This window comes from Sodaliphilus pleomorphus, assembly GCF_009676955.1.
GTDB classification, from domain to species: domain Bacteria; phylum Bacteroidota; class Bacteroidia; order Bacteroidales; family Muribaculaceae; genus Sodaliphilus; species Sodaliphilus pleomorphus.
This window is the reverse complement of sequence record NZ_CP045696.1, coordinates 26,992-50,394: the sequence shown is the minus strand read 5'-3', so window position 1 is coordinate 50,394 and position 23,403 is coordinate 26,992. Positions and strand designations below refer to the sequence as shown.

Here is a 23,403-nt window from a genome sequence, read left to right as displayed (position 1 = left end):
TACCGCAGCGCTCTCGCCCCGGAACTGTTCAGGGTGTTTGCGCTTTATTGCTTTATTACTGCAACATTGCGCAAACACCTCTGTTTTACACCAGGTCTGCCGGCACCCAAATTTTTAGTACACCGGCCGTATTTTGCCCGACATATCGGCACACTGTCGACATTTCAGGAAGCCCCACCGTCAGCAGGTTTTTGCTGTCCTTGCCGCTCGTACCGTTCAATATATGAGCGTTCTGCACAAAGTGTTTAACGTCGCTTCCGCCAGTCACATTCAGATATTTAACGCCCTCACCGGCCGTTATATATTGCAAGTAGTTCCCGAACGTGTTACCGGCAACTGTTCCCGAACGTGTTACCGGCAACTGTTCCCGAACGTTTACCGGAAGTCGTTCCCGAACGTTTATCGCAACTGTTCCCGAACGTTTATCCGAACTGTTCCCGAACGTGTTATTCGCAATCGTTCCCGAACGTGTTATCGCAATCGTTCCCGAACGTGTTATCGCAATGTTCCCGAACGTTTACCGCAACGTTCCCGAACGTGTTACCGGCAACGTTCCCGAACGTGTTACCGGCAACTGTTCCCGAACGTATTGCCGGCAGTCGTTCCCGAACGTGTTACCGCAACGTTCCCGAACGTTTATCGCAATCGTTCCCGAACGTGTTATTGTAACACTCGTTCCCGAATGTGTTGTAATAGAGTTTAAAGCCTATGAGACAATAGCAATTCACTCCGAAGCTATTCCCATAGCAGTGCTCATGAAACGTCATATTAAAGCACCCGGCGCCCCATTTGTTGCCGTACATCTTTACAGCAGCCCCGTTTTCTTCGTCATACGAACTTAATACGATATTGTTCAGCGCTTGCGTCGCAAACGTTGTATCATCTATAAATTCGCCTATGTAATACGCCTGCATTTCATTGCAGTTGCAAGCCTTATTATAATAGGCGGATTCAAAGTCCGCATTTACTTCGTTAATAAGGCTGGCATCCCTTACATCCTGCATCTGCTCCAGATATGTAAAAGTGTACAGCCATTTATAGTCTGTTTCATCTGCCGTCATATCAGCCTGGCCGTTCATGCTTGGGCTCAGAATATAATGTGTGTTCGGCCAATCTGCATCGTCCACAACATTATCCACAAAATCGCCTGTCGTATTGCAGCGCTTGAACTGCACATTCTTGAAGTCATACGGGCAGTCGTTACCCCACTCGTCGATAAGCCGGTATATTACACCCTTGCCTCGGGTCGTGTCTGCCCATTGGAAGCGCGTATCGTCATTATCCAGGCAATACCATACCTGCCATGCCTCCAACTTCGATTTCCCGAAGTAGCCGGCAGCATCGCGCGCGCTGTGCATCGCCCATGCCCGCTCCGATAGGGTATGCTCATCCAGAGCCATTACAACCACGTCAAACGGGTGCCCCGCACTCCGTGCCTCCGGGTCGTTCGCCACCATTGTCTCGTAGTCCGTTATGCGGTATAAGGTGCCGGGCAACATCCCCCCGCGCGCTCTCCGTTCTACAAGCTCCGCATAAGTCGCCGGAATACCGCTCAGCTCATCCGCCGTTTTTCTAAGGTCGTTCAAATAAGCAGTCCCGATTTCCTGCTTCATCGTTTCAAGCAGCCCGGTCAGGCTGTCAGTGTCGGTTATTCCCTGCAAAAACGATTCAAGTTCCTGCCACCGGTTGATGGTCGCGTCCGAGGTGTCGCTTGCTTCTAAGAATGTTTTTACGGTGTTCGCCAGAGCCCACAGGCTGCTGTAATTGCCGCCCAGCACGTCAAACGCCGCCTTTACCGTCGTCCAGCTCGCCCCGCTGTGCAGCAGCTTCCGCACCGTCTCCAGTTGCCCGGTAGCCGTGTTAATCTGCGCCTGTTGTGCGTCAATTTCTCCCTGCTGACGCTCGTCCTCGGCAACAAGTGCCTGCCGGTTGTTCTCTATCTTCTCGAACTCGTCATCGGCATCCTCTTTGTGTCGGTCAAACTTCAGGCGCAATGCCGCCGCCTCTCTCTCCACCGATTCGCCTCGCGAAGTGCTGAATTTGCCGTTCAGCAGCCGTGGCAGGTCCTCAACTTGCGACACCGGCACTGTCTCGTCCTTGTGCACGTAGCTCTCCAGCCAGTCCCGGAATTGGCTCTCTGTCGGGTATTTGCCCCTGCGGAACCATTCTTTCAGTTGCGCTATGCTTCTTTTCATTGTCTTGTTATGTTTGCTGTTATTTTACTTTTATGATATACGCCAGCACATAATAGGGTGGCCGGTTCTCGTGCGCCGCTCCGCCACCGGCTGTGCTGGTGCTCGCTGTGTAGCTGTCGGTGCCGCCGGCGTCAGGAAACGGGCGCCTGTTGGCGTTGTCCCCCCACTTCTCACTCCTGAATTTCAGCCCGTGGCTGTGGCTCGGCATCTCATCCACGCTCAGCATGTGCTTCTTCTCACCACCGCCGTTGCCATACTGTTTATAATCGTTGTCGACATCGCTGTAACCCACCACAAAACGGCCCCGCAGGTCCGGAAGCCTGAAAAATCCGCTTTGCGTCGTGTTCTGGCTGCCGTTGTAGTTCACAGCGCTGTTAAACGCTGTTCCTATCGCTGCATATAGTTCCGGGTAGTCGCTTGCTCTGAGGGCTGCACCGTCGCACAGCGCATAACCCTCAGGCACTTTCACACCGGCCCACATCTTTACCACTCCCAGCGGTTCACTCTGGGCGCGGCTCTCTGCCGCTGTCAGCTTCTTTTCAAGGTCGCCGATAAGTGTTTCCAGTTCTGCCGGTGTCTTGGGCTTTTTGAAGTCCTCCCAGCGGTAATTTTCCGCACCAACACCGGGCGCAAGTGTTCGGCGTGTGTATGCTTTCGGGTAGTCTACGCCCATAGCACTGACCGGCATGTCCTCGGCCTTTACATACATTCCGCCGGTAGTGTCGCCGCCACTCCATTTCAGCACTTCCCCATTAGGGTAGGCTTTCGTCCGGACAAACACAAGCCCGGCGCTTCTGCGGCTGCCGTTGGCACTCGCCTCGCAGCCGCTTAATATCACTTTGTCCCCGGCTATATTGCCCAGAGCTGCCACAAGTGCAGCGTTTGCCTGCAACATCTCCAGCGTCTCGCAGTCCAGCGGAAAATCCTTATTTGGCTGCGTCAGAAAATTACCTGTTGTTTCCATATTATTTAATGCTGTTTAATCGGTTTTTAATGCTCCTTTATTCGTAATTTATTGTCCACCGTTTTGAAGCAAGTTTATAACGGTTTACGGTCGCTGTCAACCTCGTTTCGTCTATATCCCCGCGCAGTGCCCGGGGCAGAGTAACCCAAAAGTCATAACCGCTCACGCCCCCATAACCGCGCCCGTTTATTATCACGGCGCGCCCGGTGCTGCGCTCCGGCACGGGTAGCTCTCGCTCTTCGCTACGCAGATATACGCGCGCCCCCTCTGTTCCGCCGCTGTCCTCGTCCTCTACCTTTATGCGACGCTCTTTCGCATCGAAAGCATCATTAAGGGCACCGCGTAGCTTACACACTTGCCCGTTATGATTCACCCGGTAACTGGTCTCCTCCCTCAGCGTTCGCAGTTCCTGGAGCAGTCGGTTCAGTGGTGTAACACCGGCATATATCAGCGCGCCCACTATCGGCCGCCGCAGCCATGTCGGAAGCGTCAGCAGAGCCAGACGCTTTATATTTACTTTATACGTTCTGCGTGTCATAAGCCTGCATATTTACTGTTATTTTACCGGGCTTAAAATATCCTGCTGCCGGTGTCTGTCGGGCGTTTATGGCAGTCGGCGTCTGTTCATTGGCCGCCTGTGCCGTGCTCCCTTTGAGCTCGGCTATCTTCACGCCCTCCACAGCTTGCAGCGCGTCGATTAGTGCCATATTTGTATATTCGCCGTTAAATGGCAAATTCTCTATATAGCTTTGTATGGTGGCCTCACAGTCGGCTTTCACTCGTTCCGGCTCCAGTAGCGCGTTATAATACACGTCCACCGTGCAGCTGAATGTGTCCGCCTCCATATTCACAAGCGCCACGCGCACCCCGGCATCTTTTATCTCGGCTATGTAGCTGCGCAGCTTACCCTCCTGGGCTTCGCTCAGCGGTTGGCGCTTGCCGCCGCTCTCTCCGGCTACCTTTATTGTCAGCAGACTGGCGTCCCGGCTCTCGGTAGCAACAGCGTGTTTTACCACTCGTGCCGCTGATATTTCGCTCTCGCTCATCCTGCTTAGGTCGTACCGGTCTGTGTCGTCTATCAGTTCCCGGTCCTCCATAAACTCCAGCACCTTGTCGCGGTACCATTTCGGGCGGTGCGGCATCAGCTCCTCAAGCTCTGCCGTCACCTCCTCGCGGTGTCGCGCCACAAGCTGCTCCACGGCCCACGCGCACACCGCCCACACATAAAGCAGTATATTTTCCACACTCGCGGCCCCGAAGTAGTCGCCGAACGGCGCACCCACAGCAAAACCGTAGCGCTCCGCAGCCCACTCGTTTTTCATAAATTCGCGTGCCGCTTCCTCTTTTATCTCGTTTATGCTCCTTGCCATTGTTGTATATTTTTGTTTTATGAAACTTCAAAATCAATCTCTATTCCCATAAAATTTATGCCGCCGTAGGCGCACAATCCCAGGTCGTCAGCGCTCGCTTCTGTTGCCGGTTCCACACCCTGCGCGCGGTAGCGCCTCACAATCTGTGCCTCTCGCGCGCTCGTCGGTTCCGGAACTTCAAGCACCTGCCCGTCGCTCAGCTCATCGGTCAGGCTCAACCCGTTGGCCTCGGCTATTTCTATCGCCGCCGCTACGGTCCCGGCTGTCATCAGCGCTATGTCGAGCAGCGTCTGCCGCTCTTTTACGGTTATTTTCATCGCTCTATCGTTATTATGCCGTTGTCGTTCACCACCCGTTCACACTCCACGCCACAGCCGCGAAGCATCTCCCGGACTTCTCCGGACCACATCCGGTCCTCGGTGCCTCCCTCCAGTTTACGGGCTTCACCGCCTAACAATGGGTGTTCTTTAATCTCTCCGCGCATCGTTACCACTACCGCCTCAGCCGTCTGGCTCTCGGTGTCGCCTATTGCCACACGTCCACGCTCCAGCAGCAGGTCGCCGCTCTCTATGTCGATTAATATTCCTTTCATTGCCTCTCTCCTCATTCCGCCCCTTTCGGTGCCTCGTAGTCGTTTGAAAATATTTCGTAGTCCTCATCGCTCACAGCGCTTATGCTCATGGTCTGATAATTGCTGTCGGTCTGCTGTGTGGCGCTTATGCTTTTTACCACCATACGGCTTATGCCCCACACATCCAGGAACGAACTCTGCACCCTTAGCGCCTCTTTCGTCTCCAGCAGTTTCCGAAGCTCGCGCACCTGTGCATCAGGCCACACGTCCGCCATTACTCCGTCCTGCACGCCCTGCAGCCCCACAACTATGCTTATAGCCCAGTCCCCCTCGTTTATATACTCTTTCACGGTGCCGTCACGCCCTACAAGCGCAGTGCTCACTATCCGGCGCTCCCGGCTCACGCTTACTACTGCATCCGCAAGCGTTACCCCCTCGCCGGCTTCGTTCTCTATCCGAAGTTCACACAGCACATAACGGCCCTCCCAGTACGCCCGGTCCGTCAACGGCTGACCGGCTGTGTGGGTCGTTATATCTTCGCCGTGTCCCTCCCAGCTCGGCGGCTGACCGGTACGGCCTTTTTTGAAACGCACAAGGCGTTTGGCCTCATGCTGTGCCCAGCTCATCGCGGCCAGGTTTATGCTTATTGGTAGTTTCATTCCGTAGCTATTTGGGTATCGTTAAGCGCCCCCATAAGGGCCTCAAAAACACGTTCTCTGATTTGTTCCGTGCCCTCGGTCAGTGTTGTTGTATGCAGTTCCAGTTTTTCGACCAACTTTTCAATGTTGATTGTTATATTTTTGATTTTCCCACCGTCGCCACCGGCCGACGCTGCCGCGCTACTGCCTCCGGCACTTTTGAGGCTTCCGCCCACCGGGTCAACTTTCGGGGTTCCGCCTACCGGGGCACCAACTGCACCGCCTCCACTGTTTACGCTGGGGACGGCCTTTGCTACTGCGCCGGAAGCCTTTTTGCCCTCGGCCGCAGCATCCTTTTCGCCTCCGGCTTTTAGTTCAGCCTGGTATGCTTCATTAAACGCTTTGCCTATTTCGCTGCCGTAGGTGGAGTAAGCGTTTTTCAGTTTTCCTAATGCGTTACTAATACCTTGCCCGTCAAATTTGAAGCAGGCAAGAATGAGGTCGCCGATAGCTGAAAAAACCTTACTTGCAAGGTCTTTCAAACCTGTAAAAAACGCCTTAAATCCAGCCCAGAGACCTTTAATCACGGCGCGAAACTTTACTGACGTATTCCAAAAATAAACACCGATTGCGACCAGCGCAGTAATGCCGGCAATAACCCAGCCAACGACAGGTATATTCATAATTGCAACACTCACAGCACGGCACGCGACACGTGCGGAAGTCGCGAACGCTCCGAATGAAGCCGACGCAATACCGGAGAACGTGGCCGAAGCGGTGCCGGTTGTTACAAAAGACAAAACAAGTGCGCCCAGTCCTTTAAGCGCGTTGAAAATTCCAACAGTGGCAAAACGCACAACGGCAAGCGTAGCGCGTGTAATGTTGATTAAAAAACCGTTTGACACAAATTGCCCAGTTACTAATTCACGGTTCATTAACGCCATTTGTATGCGTGAGGTATAAACGGCACCACGGATCCAATTCCACATACTGGCCCAATTTAGATTTTTCACCCATAGCATAAGGTTGCCAACACCCATAATTAACGGACAAAGTTGGGCTAACGGCACCAGAGCTGTGCCGATTGTACCGACCCACAGCGAAAAATCGCCGGTAGCTTGGAACAGTGTAATTTTGAAGTCCTCGATTTTTTGGTTAACTCGTGCTTGACGCTCGGCGTAGCTGTCCATTACGATAGCTGCTTGGTCTGTCGCGCTGGTGGTGCCCGTTACTTTTTCCGTAAAATCGCCTAACGCATCAGTGCCCTGTATAAGCGCACGTGCGGCATTGGCATTTTCAACGCCAAAGAATTTTGACAGCAGGGCGGAGTCGTTCAGCATCGGTTTCAACATTTCGAGGCGTTCTTTGAGGCTTTTGCTGCTGTCCCCGAGTGCCACCACATCAATGCCGGCGGCTTTCAGTTCATCAGCTGCTTGCTTCTCAATAAACCGGCCTTTGCTTAGTTGGCCCAGCACATTGCGCAGGGCAACACCTCCCTCGCTCGCCTTTTTACCTGATTTGTCAAGCACCTGAATTGCTGCGTTAGTTTCCTCGAAGCTCACGCCGGCTGCCTTGGCCGCCATTCCGCATTGATTCAACGCCGCCGCTATGCTCGGAAGCTCTGCCGAGCCGGCCTGACCTGCTGCCGCCATTGTGTTCATCATCTCGGCCATTGTTGCCGCTGCTGCCGTCGGGTCCTCCATACTTACGCCAAACTGATTCATTGCCGTTGTCAGTACCTCAGCGGCGGCCGCACCGTCATTCCCCATCAGCTTGCTGGTCGTCTGTATGCAGTCGCCCATTTCGCGCAAAGCATCCGGGTATTTACCCAGTTCCGGCGATAATTGCGAGAGCAACAGTTTGTACCCCTCAACGGCAACACTGGCATCAGTGCCAAATGTTTTTGCCGACTCCCTCGCAAATCCTTCGATTTGTTTCAAACTATCGCCGGTAACACCCGCAACCGCGCTGAGGTCGTGCATCTGGCTGTCAAGTTTTGTTCCTGCACCTGTCAACTGGCTTATACCGTCCGTTACATTCTGCGCTACATCTTTTAAGTATGAGAATGTCGCAAGCGACGCGGCAAAGCTACGGCCCCGGCTCTCTGCAACCTCAGCTTTTGCCGAAAAGTCGCCGGCCGCAGCGCTCATTCCGTTTATTTGGGCTGTGAAATTTCCGCCTATGTTGAAAATATAGTCAAATACGCTTGCCATATCAATTTTATTTATTATATTTGTAGCACGATAACCTAAGTAACAAGCACATGATTACCGCAATGCTCACATCTTTTTTAGGAGTGCTGGTAAAAATCCTTTTTACAGCTGGCTTCCTCGGCTTTATCATTTGGCTTGGCCGTGGTTTTTGGGATATGTTAAAAGGCAAAGGCCCCGGGTCGCTTCCTTGGCTTTAACGCCGTTTCTCTCCGAAAAGCTCCGCTATAAGTTCCGCCCTGTTCCTGTTGCGCCACCGCTCCAGCCACAGGGCCTCATTATATAGCCGCGCCCATTCTTCCGCTGTCTCAATCTCATCAGCATCAACGTGCAGGTTCGACCGTATCAGGGCGCACCCCTTGGCGAATGTGTCCTCATCGTCCGCATCCGCCAGGGCGTACGCCTCTACAAGTTTTTTAGTGAGCCGACGCAGCCGTTAAGCACCTTGCCGAGCTGTATCTGAACGGCCATAAACAGCACGGCATCGGTTTTAAGGTCATCGCTGCCGCCCAGCCAGCAATTCATAAACATTACCCGGCCGGCTTCCACTTCGTCGGTCTTGCTCAGCTTTGTTACTGCCTTGATTGTTGCAAAGTCCGGTCGCTTGAAATAGCCGATATGCACATCGTCGCCGTCCTTAATGTCTATGCGGAACGCCTTGCGGTGCTGCTGTTTCCATGCTTCTACCTGTTCGGGGGTTACGCCGCCGTCGTATGTCTGCGCCTCAGGCGCCTGCTTGCTTATTGTTTCCATATCTTTTAATGCTGTTTAATTGGTATTTAATCGGTTTGTTATTGTGGCCGGGAATTGCCCCGGCTTGACTGACAGTGGCCGCCGGAATGTATCGCCGGCGGCCGCTGCTTGGGTTGTGGGTCAGCCTATTTTGCCCCATTCAATGTGCGAGGGCACGATTGGCACCTCAACCTCCTGGCCGGTGTCGCCCTCTTTCCACTTGCGGGCGTTCTCGCTGATTGATATATTACGAATTTTATCCGTTACAACTATGCCGCTGTTAGGCAGGTACTGCACAATTACATCGAACAGGGGCAAATCTTGCAGTCGCCCCGTCGGGCTTTGAGCGCACAGCGCCTGCACTTCCTCCTGGTATAATACCAGTTTTCCGCTGCAAGTTATTCGCCCTTTCCCCAGGCCGACGGGGTAACGTCCGGCCCCGTATTTCGGCTCTGTTACCTGGGAGTCGCTGTATTCCGCGCCGGTTATGCCCGTAATTGGCACACCGCCAATCAGCACAACTATGTCAGCCCAGCCGCATAACTCCCCGTTCACGTAGGGCACGCCGTTGTTTATTACTTTCATTATTCTGGCTTTTTCAAGTTAGGTTATACGCTTTTTGCAAAGCCGATTTTAATTCTCACGTGGCGCATTACAGGCACTGCCACCTGCTTGATTACAATGTCTACCGTCGACGTGGCAGCAACATCCTGGGCAGGGTCAATTTCGGCCTTGTAGCCGCTCAGTTCCCCGGCGCGCTCCATATCCTCGAGGGCATGGTTCGCCACCGTCTCCAGATAAGCCACCGTATAACTTGCAAGCTGGCCGCTGTCTGCATCCACATACACATTACCGCCCAGCTCGGGGATAATATAGGCGCGCACTCCGCGCACGGCCTTGTCCATGGTGCGCACGCTTTCAATGCTCGCGTAGTCGCTCTGCGCCGAGTCCATGGTGTGGCTGTCGTTCATATAGCTGCCGGCTTGTCCCGTCTTGGTGTCAAAGAATAGGTAACGCGCAGTGTCCAGTTGCTCCACCATGGCGCGGTCCATATCGCGCAGCAACGTGCCGTCGCCAAAAGCCGGAACGCTTACGCCTGTGGGGAACTCTTTCACCCACGCAATGCACTGGTGCACTTTGGCGCTGCTCACAAGGCCCAGCACCACGCCCAGACCGCTTACGCTCGCTTTCGCGCTGTTCTTTGCGTCCTTATACAGTTCGGCACCCATACCGCTGCCGGCCTGTCCGATTACCACGCTCACACGGTTTTTGCCGCCGCCGGCTATATCAGTGGGAAGTGTCTGCACGCTGTCCACTTTCGGCGCGTAGATTATCGACAATTCCCCGGCACTCTCGGCCAGATTATCGCCAATGCCCTGTAATGTTACGAGGTCATCTTCTGACAATGCACGGTCGCCGCACCATACACCCATTTGCCGGATTCTGCTGCCGGCATAATTCTGCACGGTCTTTATTTCGGCAAATGTCATATTGCTGCCTGTCGGTTTCTCGAAGATTCCCACATACAGGCTCACACCGGGGTTAAGCCTGTAAATTTCGCTCAGGTGGTAATGTATTACCCGCAGGCCCCAGGCTGCCGGGGTTTCCTCTCCGTCGGCGCCGGTCGTATGGTCGATAATTCCGGCTGCCTCCGCAGCTTCTATGCTGCTCAGGGCCTGCACATGCTCACTTTTGAAGCCCGCAGGAATATCACCGGTGGCTAAATATGCCATAAAGCCGGTTATATGGTCCTCACCGGGCAACGCCTTAACGACATTGCCGTTCTGACGCTCTATTTTAAGGCTGGTGCTCATTTCGCTGTTACTTTAAGGATTTTATTATTTGGCAGGTTCAGGGCGTGTGCCTTGGCATCACTTTCCCGGGGGAAAGCCTGACCGTCAGCCGTTACCCATACTTGCTCCAGATTGTGGCACTTGCACGCCGCCAGCCCAACGGATTTCAGGGCATTTGTGCCGCCGGCTGGCTCCGCTTTGGACTTGGCACCGGGCTTTGATTTTCCCTTGGGCTTCGGGGTCTGTCCCTCGGCACTCTCGGGCTGCTGCACGTTCTGGGGTTCTGCTGCGGTGGCTTCCGCGGTCTCTTTATTCTCTTTGCTCATGTCGTTTTTGCTTTTTAAGTTTGTAAATAATCCACCCGGCTGCTGCCAGGATCACTAATGCCGTGGCCCAGCCCGCACCCTGCTTTATTCTTTCCCACAGGCTCGGGGGGCGGCTTGCCGTTACCGTTACCTCATCAAGCGTTTTCCCGTTGGTCGCGCTTTCCAGGCTCTCGGCTTTTGTCTCGCGCCTCTCTGTGGCTTCGGTGGCTTTTGACGTCCCTTTGTTGTCGGTCCGTTTCCTTACCCTCGCTTTCACAGGGTGCGCCCCGGTTTCCGGGTCGGCGGCTGCTTCGGTGTCGTAGACTTCAATCTCCGTCACCGTCACACCCTCCGTCTGTGTTTCCAGGGTCGCCGCGCGCTGTTCCTCGGTCCGGTCGTCGGTCCGTACTGTGGCCGCTGTCTGTGCCGTCGCCTCTGTCCGGCTCGCTTCCGTCGCCTTTCGGGTGGAGCAGCAGCTCGAATTTGACAGGGCAACGGTCAACATGAGGGCAGCCCCAAATGCGCTCCAATGCCGTGTTAAGTCTTTGAACATCATTCCGCAGGTTGTCTATTTCGGTTTTGAGCGGCGGGACAATGCTCTCCATAAGTATGTCCGAAGCCTTGCGCACGTTCTCCAGTTCGTGGCTCTTGACCTCTGCGAGCTTGTCTTTCATCTCTGCCCGCAGCTTCTCCAGCTCTATCCGGTATTTGTCGCGTTCCAGCTTGCGGCCAACCCATGCACCTATTGGCGCAGATACCGCCGCTACAAGCGCCGATATTATGATTGTTATTATCTCGCCGCTCATTCACGTTATTTCTGTTTTATGCCCACTTCCATGAGCCATTTTTTTACATCGAAGCTCGGGCACGCCTTGTTCGCAAATTCATCATGCCCGTGCACCGTTGCCCCGGGATAACGCCGGAGCAGGTCTTTTACTACTCTTTCCAGCGTCGACCTCTGGGCCACCGTGCGCGTGTCCTTACCCTTTTTATTCCAGTTCGGCACTGTACGGGGCGGGCATCCACCGACGTAGCACACACCGACTGACCGCGTATTGTGCCCTGTGCAGTGGGCGCCGGCGATTGCTTCGGAACGCCCCGGGCGCAACTCGCCGTTAAGTCCGATAACATAGTGGTAGCCTATGTCCGAAAATCCTCGCGCAAGGTGCCCGGCTTTTATTTGGGCGTTGGAAAATTCCTCACCCTCAGGCGTGGCCGTGCAGTGGAGTATGATTTGGTCAATCTTTCGTTTGACCGAAACAACCCCCAGGGCTGCCCATGTCCGTGGCCCGACTATGCCGTCAGCCGCCAGACCTTTGGCCTTTTGCAGCTCTTTGACTGCTTCCTCGGTGTTTGGCCCGAAAATGCCGTCAGCCATAAGGTGCAATTTCCTTTGCAGGGTCTTGACCTCTGCGCCTCGGCTTCCGCGTTTTAGTGTCGTCATTCAGCTATATTGTTATGCCTTGGGCGCGCTCACTATTGCCGCACGGCATTTGGTGGTTGTCAGCGGCAAGCAGATTCCCCACTGGCGGAAGTTCACCAGGTTGCGGTGATAAAGCGGGTCCTTGCTCGATTCACTGTAATAAAAATTGGTGCTGCCGTAGGCTTTCATCATACGGCCTGCATAGAACGCAACCGAAGCCTTTGCATCGGTGGATGCCGGCACTGCTCCCCACGCCAGTTTCTTGCCGGTGCTCATCGTGTAGTATGGGGTGCCGTCATACTCGTAAATGTCGAAACCGTACATGCGGCAAATCTTGCCGTCGGTCTGGTTGATATTATAGTGCTCTTTGAACTTCTGTTCGGTCTCGAGCAGGTCGTTCACATGGTCGGAGCACAGCACAAGTATGCGGTCCTGCATCGGTACACCCATTTTGTCAAACTCGCGTTTAAGGGCTAAAATGTCCGCAAATGTCATTTTCAGACGTGTGCCGTCGCTTGCGCCGGTGGTCTTGATTACGGGAATGCCTGTTGCCTTTTCGTCCGGGGCAATTCCGTGGATTGCTTTCTGGGCGATTTTTTCACGCAGGGCATCGCGGTGGCGTTCCTGAACGCTCGCCATTTTGTCGTAACTGCAAGCGTGCAGCTCATCATCTGTTACCGGGGTCGCCTCAGTATCGAATTTGTCCAGGCTGATAGGCTTGTCGGCATCGGTCAGAGCCGTAATGTTCAGCGGATAGGTGGTGTTATTCACCAGCACGGCCGGGTCGCCGCCTATCTCGGTAAAGTGGATAACATCATTTTCCACATACTGGTTATAAGCGCGGATTCTATCCATCCAGCCCAGTGCCTCGGGCGCCGTGCGGAACGCCTTAATCATTTCGCCGGTCCAGATTTCGCGCAGAACTCCGGCACGCAGTGCGCCACCGGGGGCAAAGTTGCCGGCTGCAAGGGCTACGGCATTGCCCGCTACGGCTCCCACTGCCGGGGCGCAGCCAATTGCGTATGCCACGGTCGCGCCTGCGGCGGCATTAAATGCTACGGCCGTGAGCATCATGCAAACAAGGCCGAAAACTCTCTTGATAAATTTTCTTTTCATTGCTGTTTAATTGTCGTTTATTCTGTTATTTGTCGTCCTTTTAAGCTCTTATTCGTCGCCCAGCTCGGGACATTCCATGCCATATTCCGCCTTAAACAGACGCATATATTCCGGCTTGTTGCTCTTGCGCAGCTCCAGCCTTTCGGCTTCCGGCACTTCGCTGAGCTTGGTGTAGCTCTTGGGGGCTTTGCCCGCACCGGCGGCACTGTCTTTGCTGAGGTTGATTGTTTCGGTAGGCTTCTGCTGTGGGTGCATGGTCGCAAGGGTTGCGGTCAGCATATCCAGCCCGGCCGTCTTGCCTAAGTTGATAAAATGGTCGCGCTGGTCGGCCAGAATTTTGCGTTCAGCAACGGCGTGGTCTACTGCCTGAGTTACTGCCGACAGTTGGAGCGCTTCGGCTCCGTCGGCTCGCTGCTTCATCAGGGCCAGCGCAGCGGTTGCCTGTTCCTCGGTTGCCGTTTCTGGCAGTCCGAGCATCTGTAACTGTTCTTTAATCATTTTTGAAAAATTATTTGTTGGTTTATTTTTATGTCTGCCGGACTCCGGCTCCTCCCCCTCGCCCGGTTCGCTTTCGGGCGCGGGATTGGCTTTTTCTCCCTCTTTATGGTTGTGTAGTAACGGAAGTTCCGGGGCATCCTCCCCGGCGCCCAGATTCAGCAGCTTGCCGTCTCCCCCCAACAGTTGCAGCGCTTCATCATTTCCCCCTATATCCACAATGCTGACCTCGATTAGTTTGCTGCGCGTTACTGTCTCACGGCTCTGCCCGGGCAATATCAATGAGGCGTCGGCACTGGTCTCTAATGGCTCAAGGCTTGCCGACACCATGCGCAAAAAACCGTTTTCCCACTTGCTCTCTATCTGTTTGGCAAATGGGTCGTTCTGGTCAAATACCGGTGTGCCGATTAGCTTGTCTTGCTCTATTCTGAGCCCCTCCACACGACCAATCGGCATCGCTCCGGGCTCCCAGCTCCGGCGGTGCATCCACAACAGTACGGGGTTTTTCTCATACTGCGTCAGGTCTATGCCCTCGGTAAGTACGCGACTGCCGTAACAATTTACTGCGCCCGTAGATATTACAACTTCTTTCATTCGTTTTGTCGTTTGAAAAATCCCGGGACCGGCGACGTGAGGGGGTGGGCTGGTGGGGCATCTTCGGCCCCGGGACTTGTTTTATTATTTCAATCTTTTTTACCTGGTTGCGGAGGCGGGATTCGGACCCGCGACCTCCGGGGAATGAGCCCGGCGAGCTGACCTCTGCTCCACTCCGCGATATGTTTTATAGCGCAAAATTGGGCAATGTCGGCTACCCTAACAAAAAGAGTGTAAAAGATTTACACTCTTTTTTACCATGGCGCATTTTTAGGCCAATTTTGCACTGTGAAAGCGCGCCCGTAGTGGGTGCGCTGCATCTAATTCTGTAATTTATTATGAATGGCAACTAAAAAGGAACGCGAACAGCAGCGCGAACATGCGCGCCTGCTATTTATGCAGGGGGAGCCGCAAAAGTCTATTGCGGAAAAAGTCGGGGTATCAGCCCAGACGATAACTAAATGGGTAGCCGACGGCGGCTGGGAACAGTCCCGCGCTGCCTCAAACATCACACGCCCGGAACTGGTTAACAAGCTCCTGAACTCTATTAACGTACTGCTCGAAGATTTGGCCGCCGACCCCTCGCCGGAAAAAACGGCCGCCGCTGCCGATAAGCTCGTAAAAATGTCCGCAACTATTGAACGACTTGACAAAAAAACTTCGGTCGTTGACGTGATCGAGGTATTTATGGCTTTCAGTAAGTGGCTGCAATATCGCATGAGCTTCGACCCGAATGTTACCCCGGAACTGCTCAGAACTATAAATCATTACCACGACCTTTTCATCTCTGAAAAGCTAAAAGAAAGTTTCTAACTTATGGCTACAAAAGCGGAAATATTAAAAGCACAGGAAAAATGGAAACAGCACTGCGAAACGGTGCAGGCTGCCACGGCTGTAAACATCAGTGAAACCGCAGCGCAGCGCCTTGCCCGTATTCGCCGCCTCCGCTCTGATTATGCCGCTTTTGTCGATTACTACTTTCCGCACTGGACTGTCAACCCCGAAACAGGCAAGGCGACACCATGCGCCCAGTTTCATATCGACGCGGCTAATAAGATATTGAAAAACCGAAACCTCAAGGCCGGCTTTATGTGGCACCGCGGCGCCGCTAAATCTACCAACATGGACGTATTTGTCCCCATGTGGCTTATGATACAGGAACACCGCGAAATTAATGTTATGGTGCTCGTCGGTAAGTCTGAGGACAATGCCAAAACACTGCTCGGCGACATTCAGGCTGAATTACAGTACAATCAACGTTATATTGCCGATTTCGGCGAACAGTACAACGCCGGTTCATGGGAAGAGGGCGAATTTGTTACACGCTCCGAAGTTGCATTTTTTGCACGCGGTCGCGGGCAGTCGCCCCGTGGTCTGCGCTACCGCTCACACCGCCCGGATTATGTAGTTATTGACGACCTCGATGACGACGAACTGGTCGAAAGCCCCGCCCGTGTCTCCAAACTGTTCGACTGGGTCCGCTCCGCTCTGTTCGGTACTCTCGACGGCGGACGCGGCCGCTTTTTTATGGTCGGCAACCTCATCGCCAAAAATTCCGTACTGGCTAAGTGGTGCGAAATTAAGACTGTCCACGTTACCCGTGTCAATATCTACGACCGCGCCGGCCGTATCTCATGGGCTGCAAAATGGGCCCACGACGAAGTTAAACAGCTCGAAGCTGTCGCCGGTTATCGCGCCTTTCAAAAGGAATATATGAACAACCCCATTATTGAGGGTGCTGTGTTCAAAAATGAGTGGATCCGCTGGGGCAAACGTCCGGCATGGTCCAAATTTTCCGAAATTGTCCTATACATCGACCCCTCATTCCGTGGCTCTACAAAAAACGACTACAAGGCTGCGAAGCTCTGGGGTAAGGTAGGCACAACGCTTTACCACCTCCGTGCTTTTGTCCGTCAGTGCTCTGTTGCTGAAATGGTCCGCTGGTGTTACGACCTATACGAATGGGCACGCGCCCAGGGTATTGCCGTGCGCTGGTATATGGAAGCCAATTTTATGCAGGACACCATCCTCGACGAGTTCCGCCGTGAGGGGGAACTGCGCGGTTATCAGCTGCCGATTACAGGCGACAAACGTAAAAAGCCCGACAAGTTCCAGCGTGTCGAAGCTATTAGCCCGCTGTGGGAACGTGGCTTTGTCATCTACGACGAAAGCCAGCGCGACGACCCCGATATGCTTGCCGGCATCGACCAGACTCTTGCTTTTGAAAAAGGTATGCGCGGCCACGACGACGCCCCCGACGCCGACGAGGGCGCTATCTGGATTCTCCAGCGTGACACGCGCGTACAATCATTTACCCCCTCTTTCGGCATGAGGAAAAACGCTAAATCTCAACTATGGTAATTATTGATTATTTCCGCGCCCGCCTCTTTGACTGGCGACGCAAACAGGCTATCAAAAAGGCTCAGGCTTCCGCCGACCTTTACCGTAAAAAATTCCTTGTCCTCGTTCATCACGGACGCCCCGTGGTGGTGTCTATGCAGGGCGTTAAGGATATGATCCGCCGCAAACGCTTCAACGGTCTTACCGCTGAAAAGGCGCGCCGCATCGCTATTTTTGAGGCTAACCCCCGTAAAACTTCCGCCCATGTTTCTGACCGTTGACGATTACCGCTCGGTCTGCGACGACTACGAGTTTGAGCAGATAACCGAGAATGACGACACCCGCGCCGTTGCCGAAGCTGCCGCCCTGGAGCAAATTGCCTCCTACCTCCGCAGCCGCTACGACATCGCCCGGGCGTTTAATGCTGCCGGCGCAGACCGCAACCCTATGCTTGTGCAATGCGCCGTTAATATCTCCCTGTGGCTAATGGTCCACCGCCTCCCCCAGAATATGGGCCACGAGCGCCGCGAATGCCTCTACAACGACGCCATTAAATGGCTCCGCGACGTTCAGGCTTCCAAATCGTCACCCGACCTCCCTATCTATGAGTCCGACACCGGCGAAGATACCCACAACCCCGTGCGCTTCGGCTCTATGACCCCAAACCGCTACGACTATTAAACACCGATTAAACACCGTTTACCAATGTATAAATTATGCGCACAGGTCGATATTACAGGCGAGCGCTCATGGTCGTTAAACTTTGTTACGGCCGTGGAAATAACGCGCGACACTGAAAAGCTGACCGCCGAAGCTACTATAACACTGCCTAAAAAATTAAAGTGGAACGGAGCCTCCGAAATTCCGGTGCGCCGTGGCGACCGCGTGCGCATTTCTTTTGGCTATAACGACAAATTACAGTTGGCGTTTTCCGGGTATGTGCGTGACGTGGGCTTCAAAACGCCCGTTGTTATTACTTGTGAGGACGATATGTTCAAGCTGAAACAACAGCCGGCTGTAAAAAAGGCTTACCGCTCTGTAAATCTCGAAACGCTGCTTAAAGACCAGGGCATAACTTACCGACTCAACATTATGGGGGAGCAGTCGCTGGGCGCATACCGCGTTACCGCCGACACCGTGGCTTCTCTCCTGGGCAAACTATCTGAACAGGGCGTCCGCTCATTCTTTCGGTATGAGGACGGCGAGCCGGTGCTTTATTGCGGTGTGCTCTTTGAGCGCGACAATACCCCCTCACAGACTTTCAAAACAGGGCTAAACATCATTTCAGACCAGAGCCTGAAACAGCAAAAAGCTGAAAATATGCGCCTGCGTGTTAAGGCTGTCAGCCTTATGCCCAACAACAAAAAAATTAAAGTGGAAGTCGGAGACAGCGACGGCGAACACCGCACGCTGCACACTTACAATAAGAACGAAACCGAATTAAAAGCATGGGCCGAACAGGAATTAAAGCGCCTTAAACGCGACGGTCTGACCGGCTCGTTTACTTCTTTCGGTTATAAGCTCGTTGACCCTCTCGATTCTATCGGGATAATCATCGACGGCAAAAAAATGGGAATTTATCAGGTCAAAAAAGTGGTAATAAAATATGGCGATAACGGTTTCCGTCAGGAAATAACCCTCGGGCTTCGCGTCGCTTGAAAATATACTTATATGGCAGATTTAAGAAACATAATAAGGCAACTGGCACAACCCGACGGCGAAGCTATTCCCCTGGTCTGTGTCGTCGATTCTGTCGACAAAGACACCCGGACAATAGACTGCACCCCGCTCAATGAGGGCGCGCCGCTGCTTGGGGTCAATCTCCAGGCAAATCAGGGGTCTAAATTCGGGGTATGCTTTTTCCCGGCTGTCGGCTCGTTTGTCGTGGTTGGGTTTGTCGCCGACGGCTCCGCCGGCGTTGTGCTTGGTACCGACGAAATAGACAGCGCCGAAATTATCATCGGCAATTATTCTGCCGTTATTGACCGCGACGGCTGCCGATTTGACGCCGGCAACATTTCCGCGCACATCACTACCGACGCCGTTGTTTTCAATGGTGGCGAACTCGGCGGCCTCCCTGTTGTCGGAGACCTTGCAAAGCGCCTTAACATCATTGAAAAGGACATTAACACCCTCAAAACGGTGTTCGCGTCCTGGGTACCCGTGGCGCAGGACGGTGGCGCCGCTCTATCAACTGCCGCGACTTCCTGGGCTGAATCGCAGCTCTCTTTGACGAAGGCTGCTGACTACGAAAATACGAAAGTGAAACATTAAAATTTTTCCCAATGAGCAATATTATTACAAGCATACGCGACTGGCTTAACCGTCCCACACGTGCCGAAGTCCTCAGCCTCGCACGTCGTGCCGGTTCCGGCCGTGGTCTGAAAATTACCGCGCAGCTGCTCCAGCAGACCGACACCCTGACAAAAAAAGATATTCAGGACTGGCGCAGCGCTCACCAAATGGCCCTCGATTATCTCAACCCCAACCGTCTGCGCCTGTACGATATTTATGCCGATTGTGCCCTCGACGCTCATCTCTCCGGCTGTATTGCACAGCGAAAAGGTAAGGTCGCCGCCAAAGACTTCCGGCTTGTCGGAAAAGACGGCAAAGAAAATACCGAAGCAACCGAATTGCTGCAACAGGAATGGTTCGCCGATTTCCTGGGGCTTGTCCTTGATTCCACCTACTGGGGGCACTCTCTTATCCAGCTCGGCGACGTCATAACCGACGACAACGGGCGTATGCGGTACGACGCTGTGGAACTCGTTCCCCGTAAACACGTCATACCCGAATATGCCCGCGTGGTAATTAACCCCGGCGACGACTGGCACTCCGGCATACCTTACCGCGAGGGCGACTTCGCTAACTGGTGTATTGAGGTAGGCAAGCCCCACGACCTCGGGCTGCTGCTTAAATGCGCCTGCTCCTGCATCAGCAAAAAAAATATGTTGGCGTTCTGGGATATGTTCGGCGAAATTTTCGGCCAGCCTATGCGCATCGCCACCACCAACAGCCCCGACGCTGCCGAACGCAAGCGCGTCGAGGACGCCCTGGAAAATATGGGCGCAGCGTTCTGGGGTCTGTTCCCTGAGGGCACCAACATTGAAATTAAGGAAAGCAGCCGCGGCGACGCTTATAACGTCTATGATAAGCGCGTTGACCGTTGTAACTCCGAACTGTCAAAGGTCGTGCTTAATCAGACTATGACCATTGATTCCGGTTCCTCGCTGTCCCAGTCCGAAGTCCACCTCGAAATTTTTGAGCGGACCACCGAAGCGGACGCAACTATGGCCGCCTACGTTATCAACGGCCGACTGCTCCCGCTCATGGCTCGCCACGGCTTCCCCGTCGACGGGCTCCGTTTCGTCTGGAATAACGCCGCCAGCTACACACCGGCCGAACAGCGCGAAATTGAACGCCTGCTCCTGGAGTATTACAATATTCCGGCAGAATATTTTACAGACAAATACGGCGTGGCTATCGACTCACCGCGTGAGGCTAAAACTCAGCCTGACCGTTTTTTCGACTAAGCCCCGCCCTGCGACTGGCTGACACGGCGGGGCTGCGAAGCTCATATCTCGCGTTTAACGCCGCTTTGGGCTCGTTGTATGAAAATGATTTGCTGCAACTCGCGGACGCGCCAGATAAGCCCGATTTTGACGATACGGCCTTTTTTGACGCTGCCGGTATGGTTTATCGCGCCGGGGCGTTCGACGCTTCACAACTTGCAACCCCGGAAGCTCGCCGGCTCATCGCTGAAACGCTTCGGCATCTGGATACGGCTATCGCTGCCGGCATACCAAACGAAACGCCCGAAGTGGTCCGCTATGCTTTGGAAAATAATGCTTTTATTTTCTCAGGGTTTAAGGCTTTCCACACTCTCCGCGAAGTGGGGCTATCCCTGACAACCGACAAAGGCGACATTAAACCTTTTGAGCAGTTCCGCAAGGACGTGGAAACGGTCAATAACCGCTATAATCATAACTACCTCTATGCGGAATATAATCACGCGGTCGGCGCGTCTCTTATGGCATCACGCTGGCAGCAGATTGAAAAGGACGGCGACCGTTACGACCTCCAGTATCGCACAGCCCAGGACGACCGCGTCCGTGAGGATCACGCTATTTTGCACGGCACAACGCTGCCACCCTCCGACCCGTTCTGGTCGCTGTATCTTCCGCCCAACGGCTGGAACTGCCGCTGCACTGCCGTACAGGTACGCAAGGGGAAATATCCCCAGAGCGACCCCGGCCTCGCTATGTTGCGCGGTAATAACTGCACCGACGCCGCCAAACAGCAGATTTTCCGGTATAATCCCGGCAAGGACCTGCAACTGTTCCCGCCTAAACACCCGTATTACAAGGCCCCCAAAGCGGCCAAACAGGTAATTGACCAGCTAAGTGAGGAACAAAAGCGGGAGCAGCGCATCGCCGAAATTATAGCGGAGCTGCCCGATACTTTGACTGAAGCGGAGAAAAAGCCTATTGCAGAACACTGTCTGGAAATAGAAAAAGCCCTCGGCATTACAAAAGGCAAGCCTATGAGCGTAGACGACGCTGACAAGCAGCACGCGAACCCGAATTATGGGAAAGAGCGTGGCTATGGTATAAACTGCCAAACCTGTTCGCCAGCCTATGCTCTGCGGCTTATGGGCTTCAATGTAACAGCAAAGTCTAACACTCCAGGCACAAAATTGGAATATCTTAGCCGGGGCAACCAACTGTGGGAACAGTGGCAAAATCTCGACGGAACACCGGCAAAACATACCAGCCTTAACGACTGGATGGACGGTAAAAAGTTCAAACGTATGACACAAAAAAGGTATGTGGAATTTTTCAACGAGATTTGCAAAGAGCCAGGTGTTTATATGCTTTCAATCGGATGGAAAGGCGGGGGCGGTCATGCTACCATTTTACAGCGTTTTGCCGATGGTACTCTGCGCTATATTGAGCCGCAGCTCGACAACTCAAAAGGTTCTGGACGTGAAAGCCACGATTTGAATTGGCTCGGTAAAAACGGCGCGGCAACCAATCACGGCTGCCGCGGTATAATGCGAGTTGATAACAAACTATTTAATGTCGCTTTCGCTGAGATTTTCGACAAATGACCCGATTATTTCTAAGGCTTCAAATTCGTTCACCTCCCGGATTTCATCGTCTTTTATGAGGTACACCGGGGGGAACCCCGCCGTTACATCATCAGGGAAATGGTAATAAAAAGCCTCTGCACCATGGTACTGTCCGAGGTGCTCTAAGTGGTCGCCGTACATCTTAACGAGATACTGAGCCGCTTGCCTGACTTTTACTGGTATTTCCATAATGCGCAAATTTACGACTTTTATTTTATATAACAACAATTAAACACCCATTAAATGCTCGACCCCAACAAATTAAAAGCCGACATTCTCGAAGATATGCGCGTGGAACTCTCCGACGAGTTCGACCGCAACTTTGAACGTAAGGGCTTTTTCTCTGACAAGTGGAAGCCCAGAGCCCACGACTACCCGCGTGGCTCACTCCTTATGGTAACGGGCGCTATGCGACGGTCTACCCAGGGCGAAGTCTCCGGCAACGGTGTGCGCTTCACATCCTCGGAGCCTTACACCTCGCTACACAATGAGGGCGGCACAGGTTTCAAACAGGTTAAGGCTCACACCAGGCGCTCGAAAAAGGGAAAAATCTACACTGTCCGCGCTCATCAGCGACGGTTCAACATGCCGCAGCGTCAGTTTATCGGCGACGGCCCGGACACGCAGCGCATCATCCGCACCGTTATAGACGACAACCTGAAACAGTTCAATTTGTCATTAACTCAATTACTACGAAAATGAGAAAACAAGTATTTAAGGCCATTGCTGACACGCTGGCAGCGCTCCCGGCCGTTTCGTTTGTTGACCTGTGGAATAATCAGGTCCAAACCCTGAACGGCGGCACAGCGTTCCCGCTCCCGGCTGTATTTGTAGAGTTTGAAGCACTCGAATGGCGGCAGCAGGGGAACGGTGCCCGCCGGGGTAAACTCGCTGTCCGCCTCCACGTCGTTACCAGGGCTGTGGCTACCCACGGCCACACCGACCCCAATATTTCCCGCGCCCTCGAAGTGTTCGACATTCTCGACGGCATCAATGCCGCTATGCAGGATTTGCGGGGCGAAAACTTTTCAGGCTTTATGCTTACAACCTCCGCCACTAATCACGACCACGCCGAAATTATCGAAAATGTGGAGCGCTACATCTGCGACGTGCAGGACATAACCGCAATGCGCCAGTTTCGGTGCGTTTCCGGGCTCTCTGTGGCCGTTTCTCAGCCTGACTAATACAACACGCCCCTGCCGGCTCTTGCGTCCGACAGGGGCGTTTTTCAGTCCATGCCGTCAAATAACGACGGCTCTGCTTGTGTCCGGCGGGGTTCCTCGGCTTCGGGGTCAATTCCTAATAAATCCAGATAGGTGCGATAGCAAATGCCAAATTCCGGATATATCCACACCCGCCAGACTGCTTTGTAACATTTGGCCTGATTTCCGGCCTCATAGTGTAGCGCTGTCAGTCTTTTCACCTGTGTTGCGCGCGCCAATGTACTTTTGTGCCGCTTTTTCTTTGCCATTCACCGATTTATTTGTATTTTTGCACTGTCCTTTTACACAAGGCTCAGCGTCGGC

At 53.6% G+C, this 23,403-nt stretch carries 29 protein-coding genes and 1 tRNA gene; 11 read left to right on the top strand and 19 right to left on the bottom strand.

Annotated elements, in window-relative coordinates; translation table 11 throughout:
- Positions 1-614 precede the first annotated feature (614 nt).
- The 7 genes from GF423_RS00295 to GF423_RS00265 form a co-directional block, all read right to left on the bottom strand.
- Positions 615-2,195, bottom strand: a complete 1,581-nt coding sequence (locus tag GF423_RS00295; protein WP_154326460.1) for a coiled-coil domain-containing protein — start codon at positions 2,193-2,195, stop codon at positions 615-617.
- A gap of 19 nt (positions 2,196-2,214) precedes the next feature.
- Positions 2,215-3,159: a tail fiber protein gene (locus GF423_RS00290; protein WP_154326459.1), complete on the bottom strand. Its 945-nt coding sequence runs from the start codon at positions 3,157-3,159 to the stop codon at positions 2,215-2,217.
- 518 nt (positions 3,160-3,677) lie between these two features.
- Positions 3,678-4,529 (bottom strand): hypothetical protein, encoded by an 852-nt coding sequence (locus GF423_RS00285; protein WP_154326458.1) that lies wholly within the window; start codon positions 4,527-4,529, stop codon positions 3,678-3,680.
- A gap of 17 nt (positions 4,530-4,546) precedes the next feature.
- Positions 4,547-4,846 carry a hypothetical protein gene (locus GF423_RS00280; protein ID WP_154326457.1) on the bottom strand — a complete coding sequence of 100 codons (300 nt, stop codon included), beginning with the start codon at positions 4,844-4,846 and terminating at the stop codon, positions 4,547-4,549.
- Positions 4,843-5,121 carry a hypothetical protein gene (locus GF423_RS00275; protein WP_154326456.1) on the bottom strand — a complete coding sequence of 93 codons (279 nt, stop codon included), beginning with the start codon at positions 5,119-5,121 and terminating at the stop codon, positions 4,843-4,845. Before GF423_RS00275 ends, GF423_RS00280 begins: the two co-directional genes overlap by 4 nt.
- 11 nt (positions 5,122-5,132) lie before the next feature.
- The gene (locus GF423_RS00270) at positions 5,133-5,759 is read right to left on the bottom strand and encodes a DUF6046 domain-containing protein (RefSeq protein WP_154326455.1); all 627 of its coding nucleotides are present in this window, start codon (positions 5,757-5,759) and stop codon (positions 5,133-5,135) included.
- Entirely contained in the window at positions 5,756-7,951 is a 2,196-nt protein-coding gene (locus tag GF423_RS00265; protein ID WP_154326454.1) for a phage tail tape measure protein, read from the bottom strand. Before GF423_RS00265 ends, GF423_RS00270 begins: the two co-directional genes overlap by 4 nt.
- A gap of 50 nt (positions 7,952-8,001) precedes the next feature.
- Between GF423_RS00265 and GF423_RS00260 the strand changes: the two genes are divergently transcribed.
- Complete coding sequence (locus GF423_RS00260) at positions 8,002-8,148, top strand: hypothetical protein (protein ID WP_154326453.1); 147 nt, start codon at positions 8,002-8,004, stop codon at positions 8,146-8,148.
- A gap of 205 nt (positions 8,149-8,353) precedes the next feature.
- On the opposite strand, the gene GF423_RS00255 is transcribed toward GF423_RS00260, so the two are convergent.
- The 10 genes from GF423_RS00255 to GF423_RS00210 form a co-directional block, all read right to left on the bottom strand.
- Complete coding sequence (locus GF423_RS00255; protein WP_154326452.1) at positions 8,354-8,701, bottom strand: hypothetical protein; 348 nt, start codon at positions 8,699-8,701, stop codon at positions 8,354-8,356.
- 120 nt (positions 8,702-8,821) lie between these two features.
- Positions 8,822-9,265, bottom strand: a complete 444-nt coding sequence (locus GF423_RS00250) for a hypothetical protein (RefSeq protein WP_154538258.1) — start codon at positions 9,263-9,265, stop codon at positions 8,822-8,824.
- A gap of 23 nt (positions 9,266-9,288) precedes the next feature.
- Positions 9,289-10,494: a DUF2586 family protein gene (locus GF423_RS00245; RefSeq protein ID WP_154326450.1), complete on the bottom strand. Its 1,206-nt coding sequence runs from the start codon at positions 10,492-10,494 to the stop codon at positions 9,289-9,291.
- Positions 10,491-10,799 carry a hypothetical protein gene (locus GF423_RS00240; RefSeq protein ID WP_154326449.1) on the bottom strand — a complete coding sequence of 103 codons (309 nt, stop codon included), beginning with the start codon at positions 10,797-10,799 and terminating at the stop codon, positions 10,491-10,493. Before GF423_RS00240 ends, GF423_RS00245 begins: the two co-directional genes overlap by 4 nt.
- Entirely contained in the window at positions 10,783-11,118 is a 336-nt protein-coding gene (locus GF423_RS00235) for a hypothetical protein (RefSeq protein ID WP_154326448.1), read from the bottom strand. The genes GF423_RS00240 and GF423_RS00235 overlap by 17 nt, the downstream gene beginning before the upstream one ends.
- On the bottom strand, positions 11,105-11,584 hold the full coding sequence (locus tag GF423_RS00230) for a hypothetical protein (RefSeq protein ID WP_206113297.1): 480 nt from the start codon (positions 11,582-11,584) through the stop codon (positions 11,105-11,107). Before GF423_RS00230 ends, GF423_RS00235 begins: the two co-directional genes overlap by 14 nt.
- Before the next feature lie 5 nt (positions 11,585-11,589).
- On the bottom strand, positions 11,590-12,222 hold the full coding sequence (locus tag GF423_RS00225) for a peptidoglycan recognition protein family protein (RefSeq protein WP_154326447.1): 633 nt from the start codon (positions 12,220-12,222) through the stop codon (positions 11,590-11,592).
- Positions 12,223-12,234: 12 nt separating this feature from the next.
- A complete protein-coding gene (locus GF423_RS00220) occupies positions 12,235-13,317 on the bottom strand; it encodes a phage major capsid protein (RefSeq protein ID WP_154326446.1) in 1,083 nt (360 codons plus the stop codon).
- Between the two features lie 48 nt (positions 13,318-13,365).
- A complete protein-coding gene (locus GF423_RS00215; protein WP_154326445.1) occupies positions 13,366-14,406 on the bottom strand; it encodes a hypothetical protein in 1,041 nt (346 codons plus the stop codon).
- 104 nt (positions 14,407-14,510) lie between these two features.
- Positions 14,511-14,586, bottom strand: a tRNA-Met gene (locus GF423_RS00210).
- Between the two features lie 162 nt (positions 14,587-14,748).
- On the opposite strand from GF423_RS00210, the gene GF423_RS00205 reads away from it, so the two are divergent.
- The 8 genes from GF423_RS00205 (at position 14,749) to GF423_RS00170 (ending at position 21,856) form a co-directional block, all read left to right on the top strand.
- On the top strand, positions 14,749-15,219 hold the full coding sequence (locus GF423_RS00205; protein WP_154326444.1) for a terminase gpP N-terminus-related DNA-binding protein: 471 nt from the start codon (positions 14,749-14,751) through the stop codon (positions 15,217-15,219).
- Positions 15,220-15,222: 3 nt separating this feature from the next.
- Entirely contained in the window at positions 15,223-16,767 is a 1,545-nt protein-coding gene (locus tag GF423_RS00200) for a hypothetical protein (RefSeq protein ID WP_154326443.1), read from the top strand.
- Complete coding sequence (locus tag GF423_RS00195; RefSeq protein WP_154326442.1) at positions 16,761-17,027, top strand: hypothetical protein; 267 nt, start codon at positions 16,761-16,763, stop codon at positions 17,025-17,027. Before GF423_RS00200 ends, GF423_RS00195 begins: the two co-directional genes overlap by 7 nt.
- A complete protein-coding gene (locus tag GF423_RS00190) occupies positions 17,011-17,427 on the top strand; it encodes a phage protein Gp36 family protein (protein ID WP_154326441.1) in 417 nt (138 codons plus the stop codon). The genes GF423_RS00195 and GF423_RS00190 overlap by 17 nt, the downstream gene beginning before the upstream one ends.
- 24 nt (positions 17,428-17,451) lie before the next feature.
- A complete protein-coding gene (locus GF423_RS00185) occupies positions 17,452-18,405 on the top strand; it encodes a hypothetical protein (RefSeq protein ID WP_154326440.1) in 954 nt (317 codons plus the stop codon).
- Positions 18,406-18,417: 12 nt separating this feature from the next.
- Positions 18,418-19,020: a hypothetical protein gene (locus tag GF423_RS00180; protein ID WP_154326439.1), complete on the top strand. Its 603-nt coding sequence runs from the start codon at positions 18,418-18,420 to the stop codon at positions 19,018-19,020.
- A gap of 11 nt (positions 19,021-19,031) precedes the next feature.
- The gene (locus GF423_RS00175) at positions 19,032-20,279 is read left to right on the top strand and encodes a phage portal protein family protein (RefSeq protein ID WP_154326438.1); all 1,248 of its coding nucleotides are present in this window, start codon (positions 19,032-19,034) and stop codon (positions 20,277-20,279) included.
- A 74-nt stretch (positions 20,280-20,353) separates the two neighbouring features.
- Positions 20,354-21,856, top strand: a complete 1,503-nt coding sequence (locus tag GF423_RS00170; RefSeq protein WP_154326437.1) for a phage minor head protein — start codon at positions 20,354-20,356, stop codon at positions 21,854-21,856.
- On the opposite strand, the gene GF423_RS00165 is transcribed toward GF423_RS00170, so the two are convergent.
- Entirely contained in the window at positions 21,818-22,066 is a 249-nt protein-coding gene (locus GF423_RS00165) for a hypothetical protein (protein ID WP_154326436.1), read from the bottom strand. The two genes, GF423_RS00170 and GF423_RS00165, sit on opposite strands and share 39 nt — an antisense overlap.
- A gap of 54 nt (positions 22,067-22,120) precedes the next feature.
- On the opposite strand from GF423_RS00165, the gene GF423_RS00160 reads away from it, so the two are divergent.
- The gene (locus GF423_RS00160; RefSeq protein ID WP_154326435.1) at positions 22,121-22,579 is read left to right on the top strand and encodes a phage virion morphogenesis family protein; all 459 of its coding nucleotides are present in this window, start codon (positions 22,121-22,123) and stop codon (positions 22,577-22,579) included.
- A complete protein-coding gene (locus tag GF423_RS00155) occupies positions 22,576-23,061 on the top strand; it encodes a hypothetical protein (RefSeq protein WP_154326434.1) in 486 nt (161 codons plus the stop codon). Before GF423_RS00160 ends, GF423_RS00155 begins: the two co-directional genes overlap by 4 nt.
- A gap of 44 nt (positions 23,062-23,105) precedes the next feature.
- Here the strand turns inward: GF423_RS00155 and GF423_RS00150 are convergent, their stop codons facing one another.
- Positions 23,106-23,348, bottom strand: a complete 243-nt coding sequence (locus tag GF423_RS00150) for a hypothetical protein (RefSeq protein WP_154326433.1) — start codon at positions 23,346-23,348, stop codon at positions 23,106-23,108.
- Positions 23,349-23,403: the final 55 nt, after the last annotated feature.

Coding starts and splice junctions, on each gene's coding strand:
- GF423_RS00295 (WP_154326460.1), bottom strand. CDS start 2,195: ATGAAAAGAAGCATAGCGCAACTGAAAGAATGGTTCCGCAGGGGCAAA.
- GF423_RS00290 (WP_154326459.1), bottom strand. CDS start 3,159: ATGGAAACAACAGGTAATTTTCTGACGCAGCCAAATAAGGATTTTCCG.
- GF423_RS00285 (WP_154326458.1), bottom strand. CDS start 4,529: ATGGCAAGGAGCATAAACGAGATAAAAGAGGAAGCGGCACGCGAATTT.
- GF423_RS00280 (WP_154326457.1), bottom strand. CDS start 4,846: ATGAAAATAACCGTAAAAGAGCGGCAGACGCTGCTCGACATAGCGCTG.
- GF423_RS00275 (WP_154326456.1), bottom strand. CDS start 5,121: ATGAAAGGAATATTAATCGACATAGAGAGCGGCGACCTGCTGCTGGAG.
- GF423_RS00270 (WP_154326455.1), bottom strand. CDS start 5,759: ATGAAACTACCAATAAGCATAAACCTGGCCGCGATGAGCTGGGCACAG.
- GF423_RS00265 (WP_154326454.1), bottom strand. CDS start 7,951: ATGGCAAGCGTATTTGACTATATTTTCAACATAGGCGGAAATTTCACA.
- GF423_RS00260 (WP_154326453.1), top strand. CDS start 8,002: ATGATTACCGCAATGCTCACATCTTTTTTAGGAGTGCTGGTAAAAATC.
- GF423_RS00255 (WP_154326452.1), bottom strand. CDS start 8,701: ATGGAAACAATAAGCAAGCAGGCGCCTGAGGCGCAGACATACGACGGC.
- GF423_RS00250 (WP_154538258.1), bottom strand. CDS start 9,265: ATGAAAGTAATAAACAACGGCGTGCCCTACGTGAACGGGGAGTTATGC.
- GF423_RS00245 (WP_154326450.1), bottom strand. CDS start 10,494: ATGAGCACCAGCCTTAAAATAGAGCGTCAGAACGGCAATGTCGTTAAG.
- GF423_RS00240 (WP_154326449.1), bottom strand. CDS start 10,799: ATGAGCAAAGAGAATAAAGAGACCGCGGAAGCCACCGCAGCAGAACCC.
- GF423_RS00230 (WP_206113297.1), bottom strand. CDS start 11,584: ATGAGCGGCGAGATAATAACAATCATAATATCGGCGCTTGTAGCGGCG.
- GF423_RS00225 (WP_154326447.1), bottom strand. CDS start 12,222: ATGACGACACTAAAACGCGGAAGCCGAGGCGCAGAGGTCAAGACCCTG.
- GF423_RS00220 (WP_154326446.1), bottom strand. CDS start 13,317: ATGAAAAGAAAATTTATCAAGAGAGTTTTCGGCCTTGTTTGCATGATG.
- GF423_RS00215 (WP_154326445.1), bottom strand. CDS start 14,406: ATGAAAGAAGTTGTAATATCTACGGGCGCAGTAAATTGTTACGGCAGT.
- GF423_RS00205 (WP_154326444.1), top strand. CDS start 14,749: ATGGCAACTAAAAAGGAACGCGAACAGCAGCGCGAACATGCGCGCCTG.
- GF423_RS00200 (WP_154326443.1), top strand. CDS start 15,223: ATGGCTACAAAAGCGGAAATATTAAAAGCACAGGAAAAATGGAAACAG.
- GF423_RS00195 (WP_154326442.1), top strand. CDS start 16,761: ATGGTAATTATTGATTATTTCCGCGCCCGCCTCTTTGACTGGCGACGC.
- GF423_RS00190 (WP_154326441.1), top strand. CDS start 17,011: ATGTTTCTGACCGTTGACGATTACCGCTCGGTCTGCGACGACTACGAG.
- GF423_RS00185 (WP_154326440.1), top strand. CDS start 17,452: ATGTATAAATTATGCGCACAGGTCGATATTACAGGCGAGCGCTCATGG.
- GF423_RS00180 (WP_154326439.1), top strand. CDS start 18,418: ATGGCAGATTTAAGAAACATAATAAGGCAACTGGCACAACCCGACGGC.
- GF423_RS00175 (WP_154326438.1), top strand. CDS start 19,032: ATGAGCAATATTATTACAAGCATACGCGACTGGCTTAACCGTCCCACA.
- GF423_RS00165 (WP_154326436.1), bottom strand. CDS start 22,066: ATGGAAATACCAGTAAAAGTCAGGCAAGCGGCTCAGTATCTCGTTAAG.
- GF423_RS00160 (WP_154326435.1), top strand. CDS start 22,121: ATGCTCGACCCCAACAAATTAAAAGCCGACATTCTCGAAGATATGCGC.
- GF423_RS00155 (WP_154326434.1), top strand. CDS start 22,576: ATGAGAAAACAAGTATTTAAGGCCATTGCTGACACGCTGGCAGCGCTC.
- GF423_RS00150 (WP_154326433.1), bottom strand. CDS start 23,348: ATGGCAAAGAAAAAGCGGCACAAAAGTACATTGGCGCGCGCAACACAG.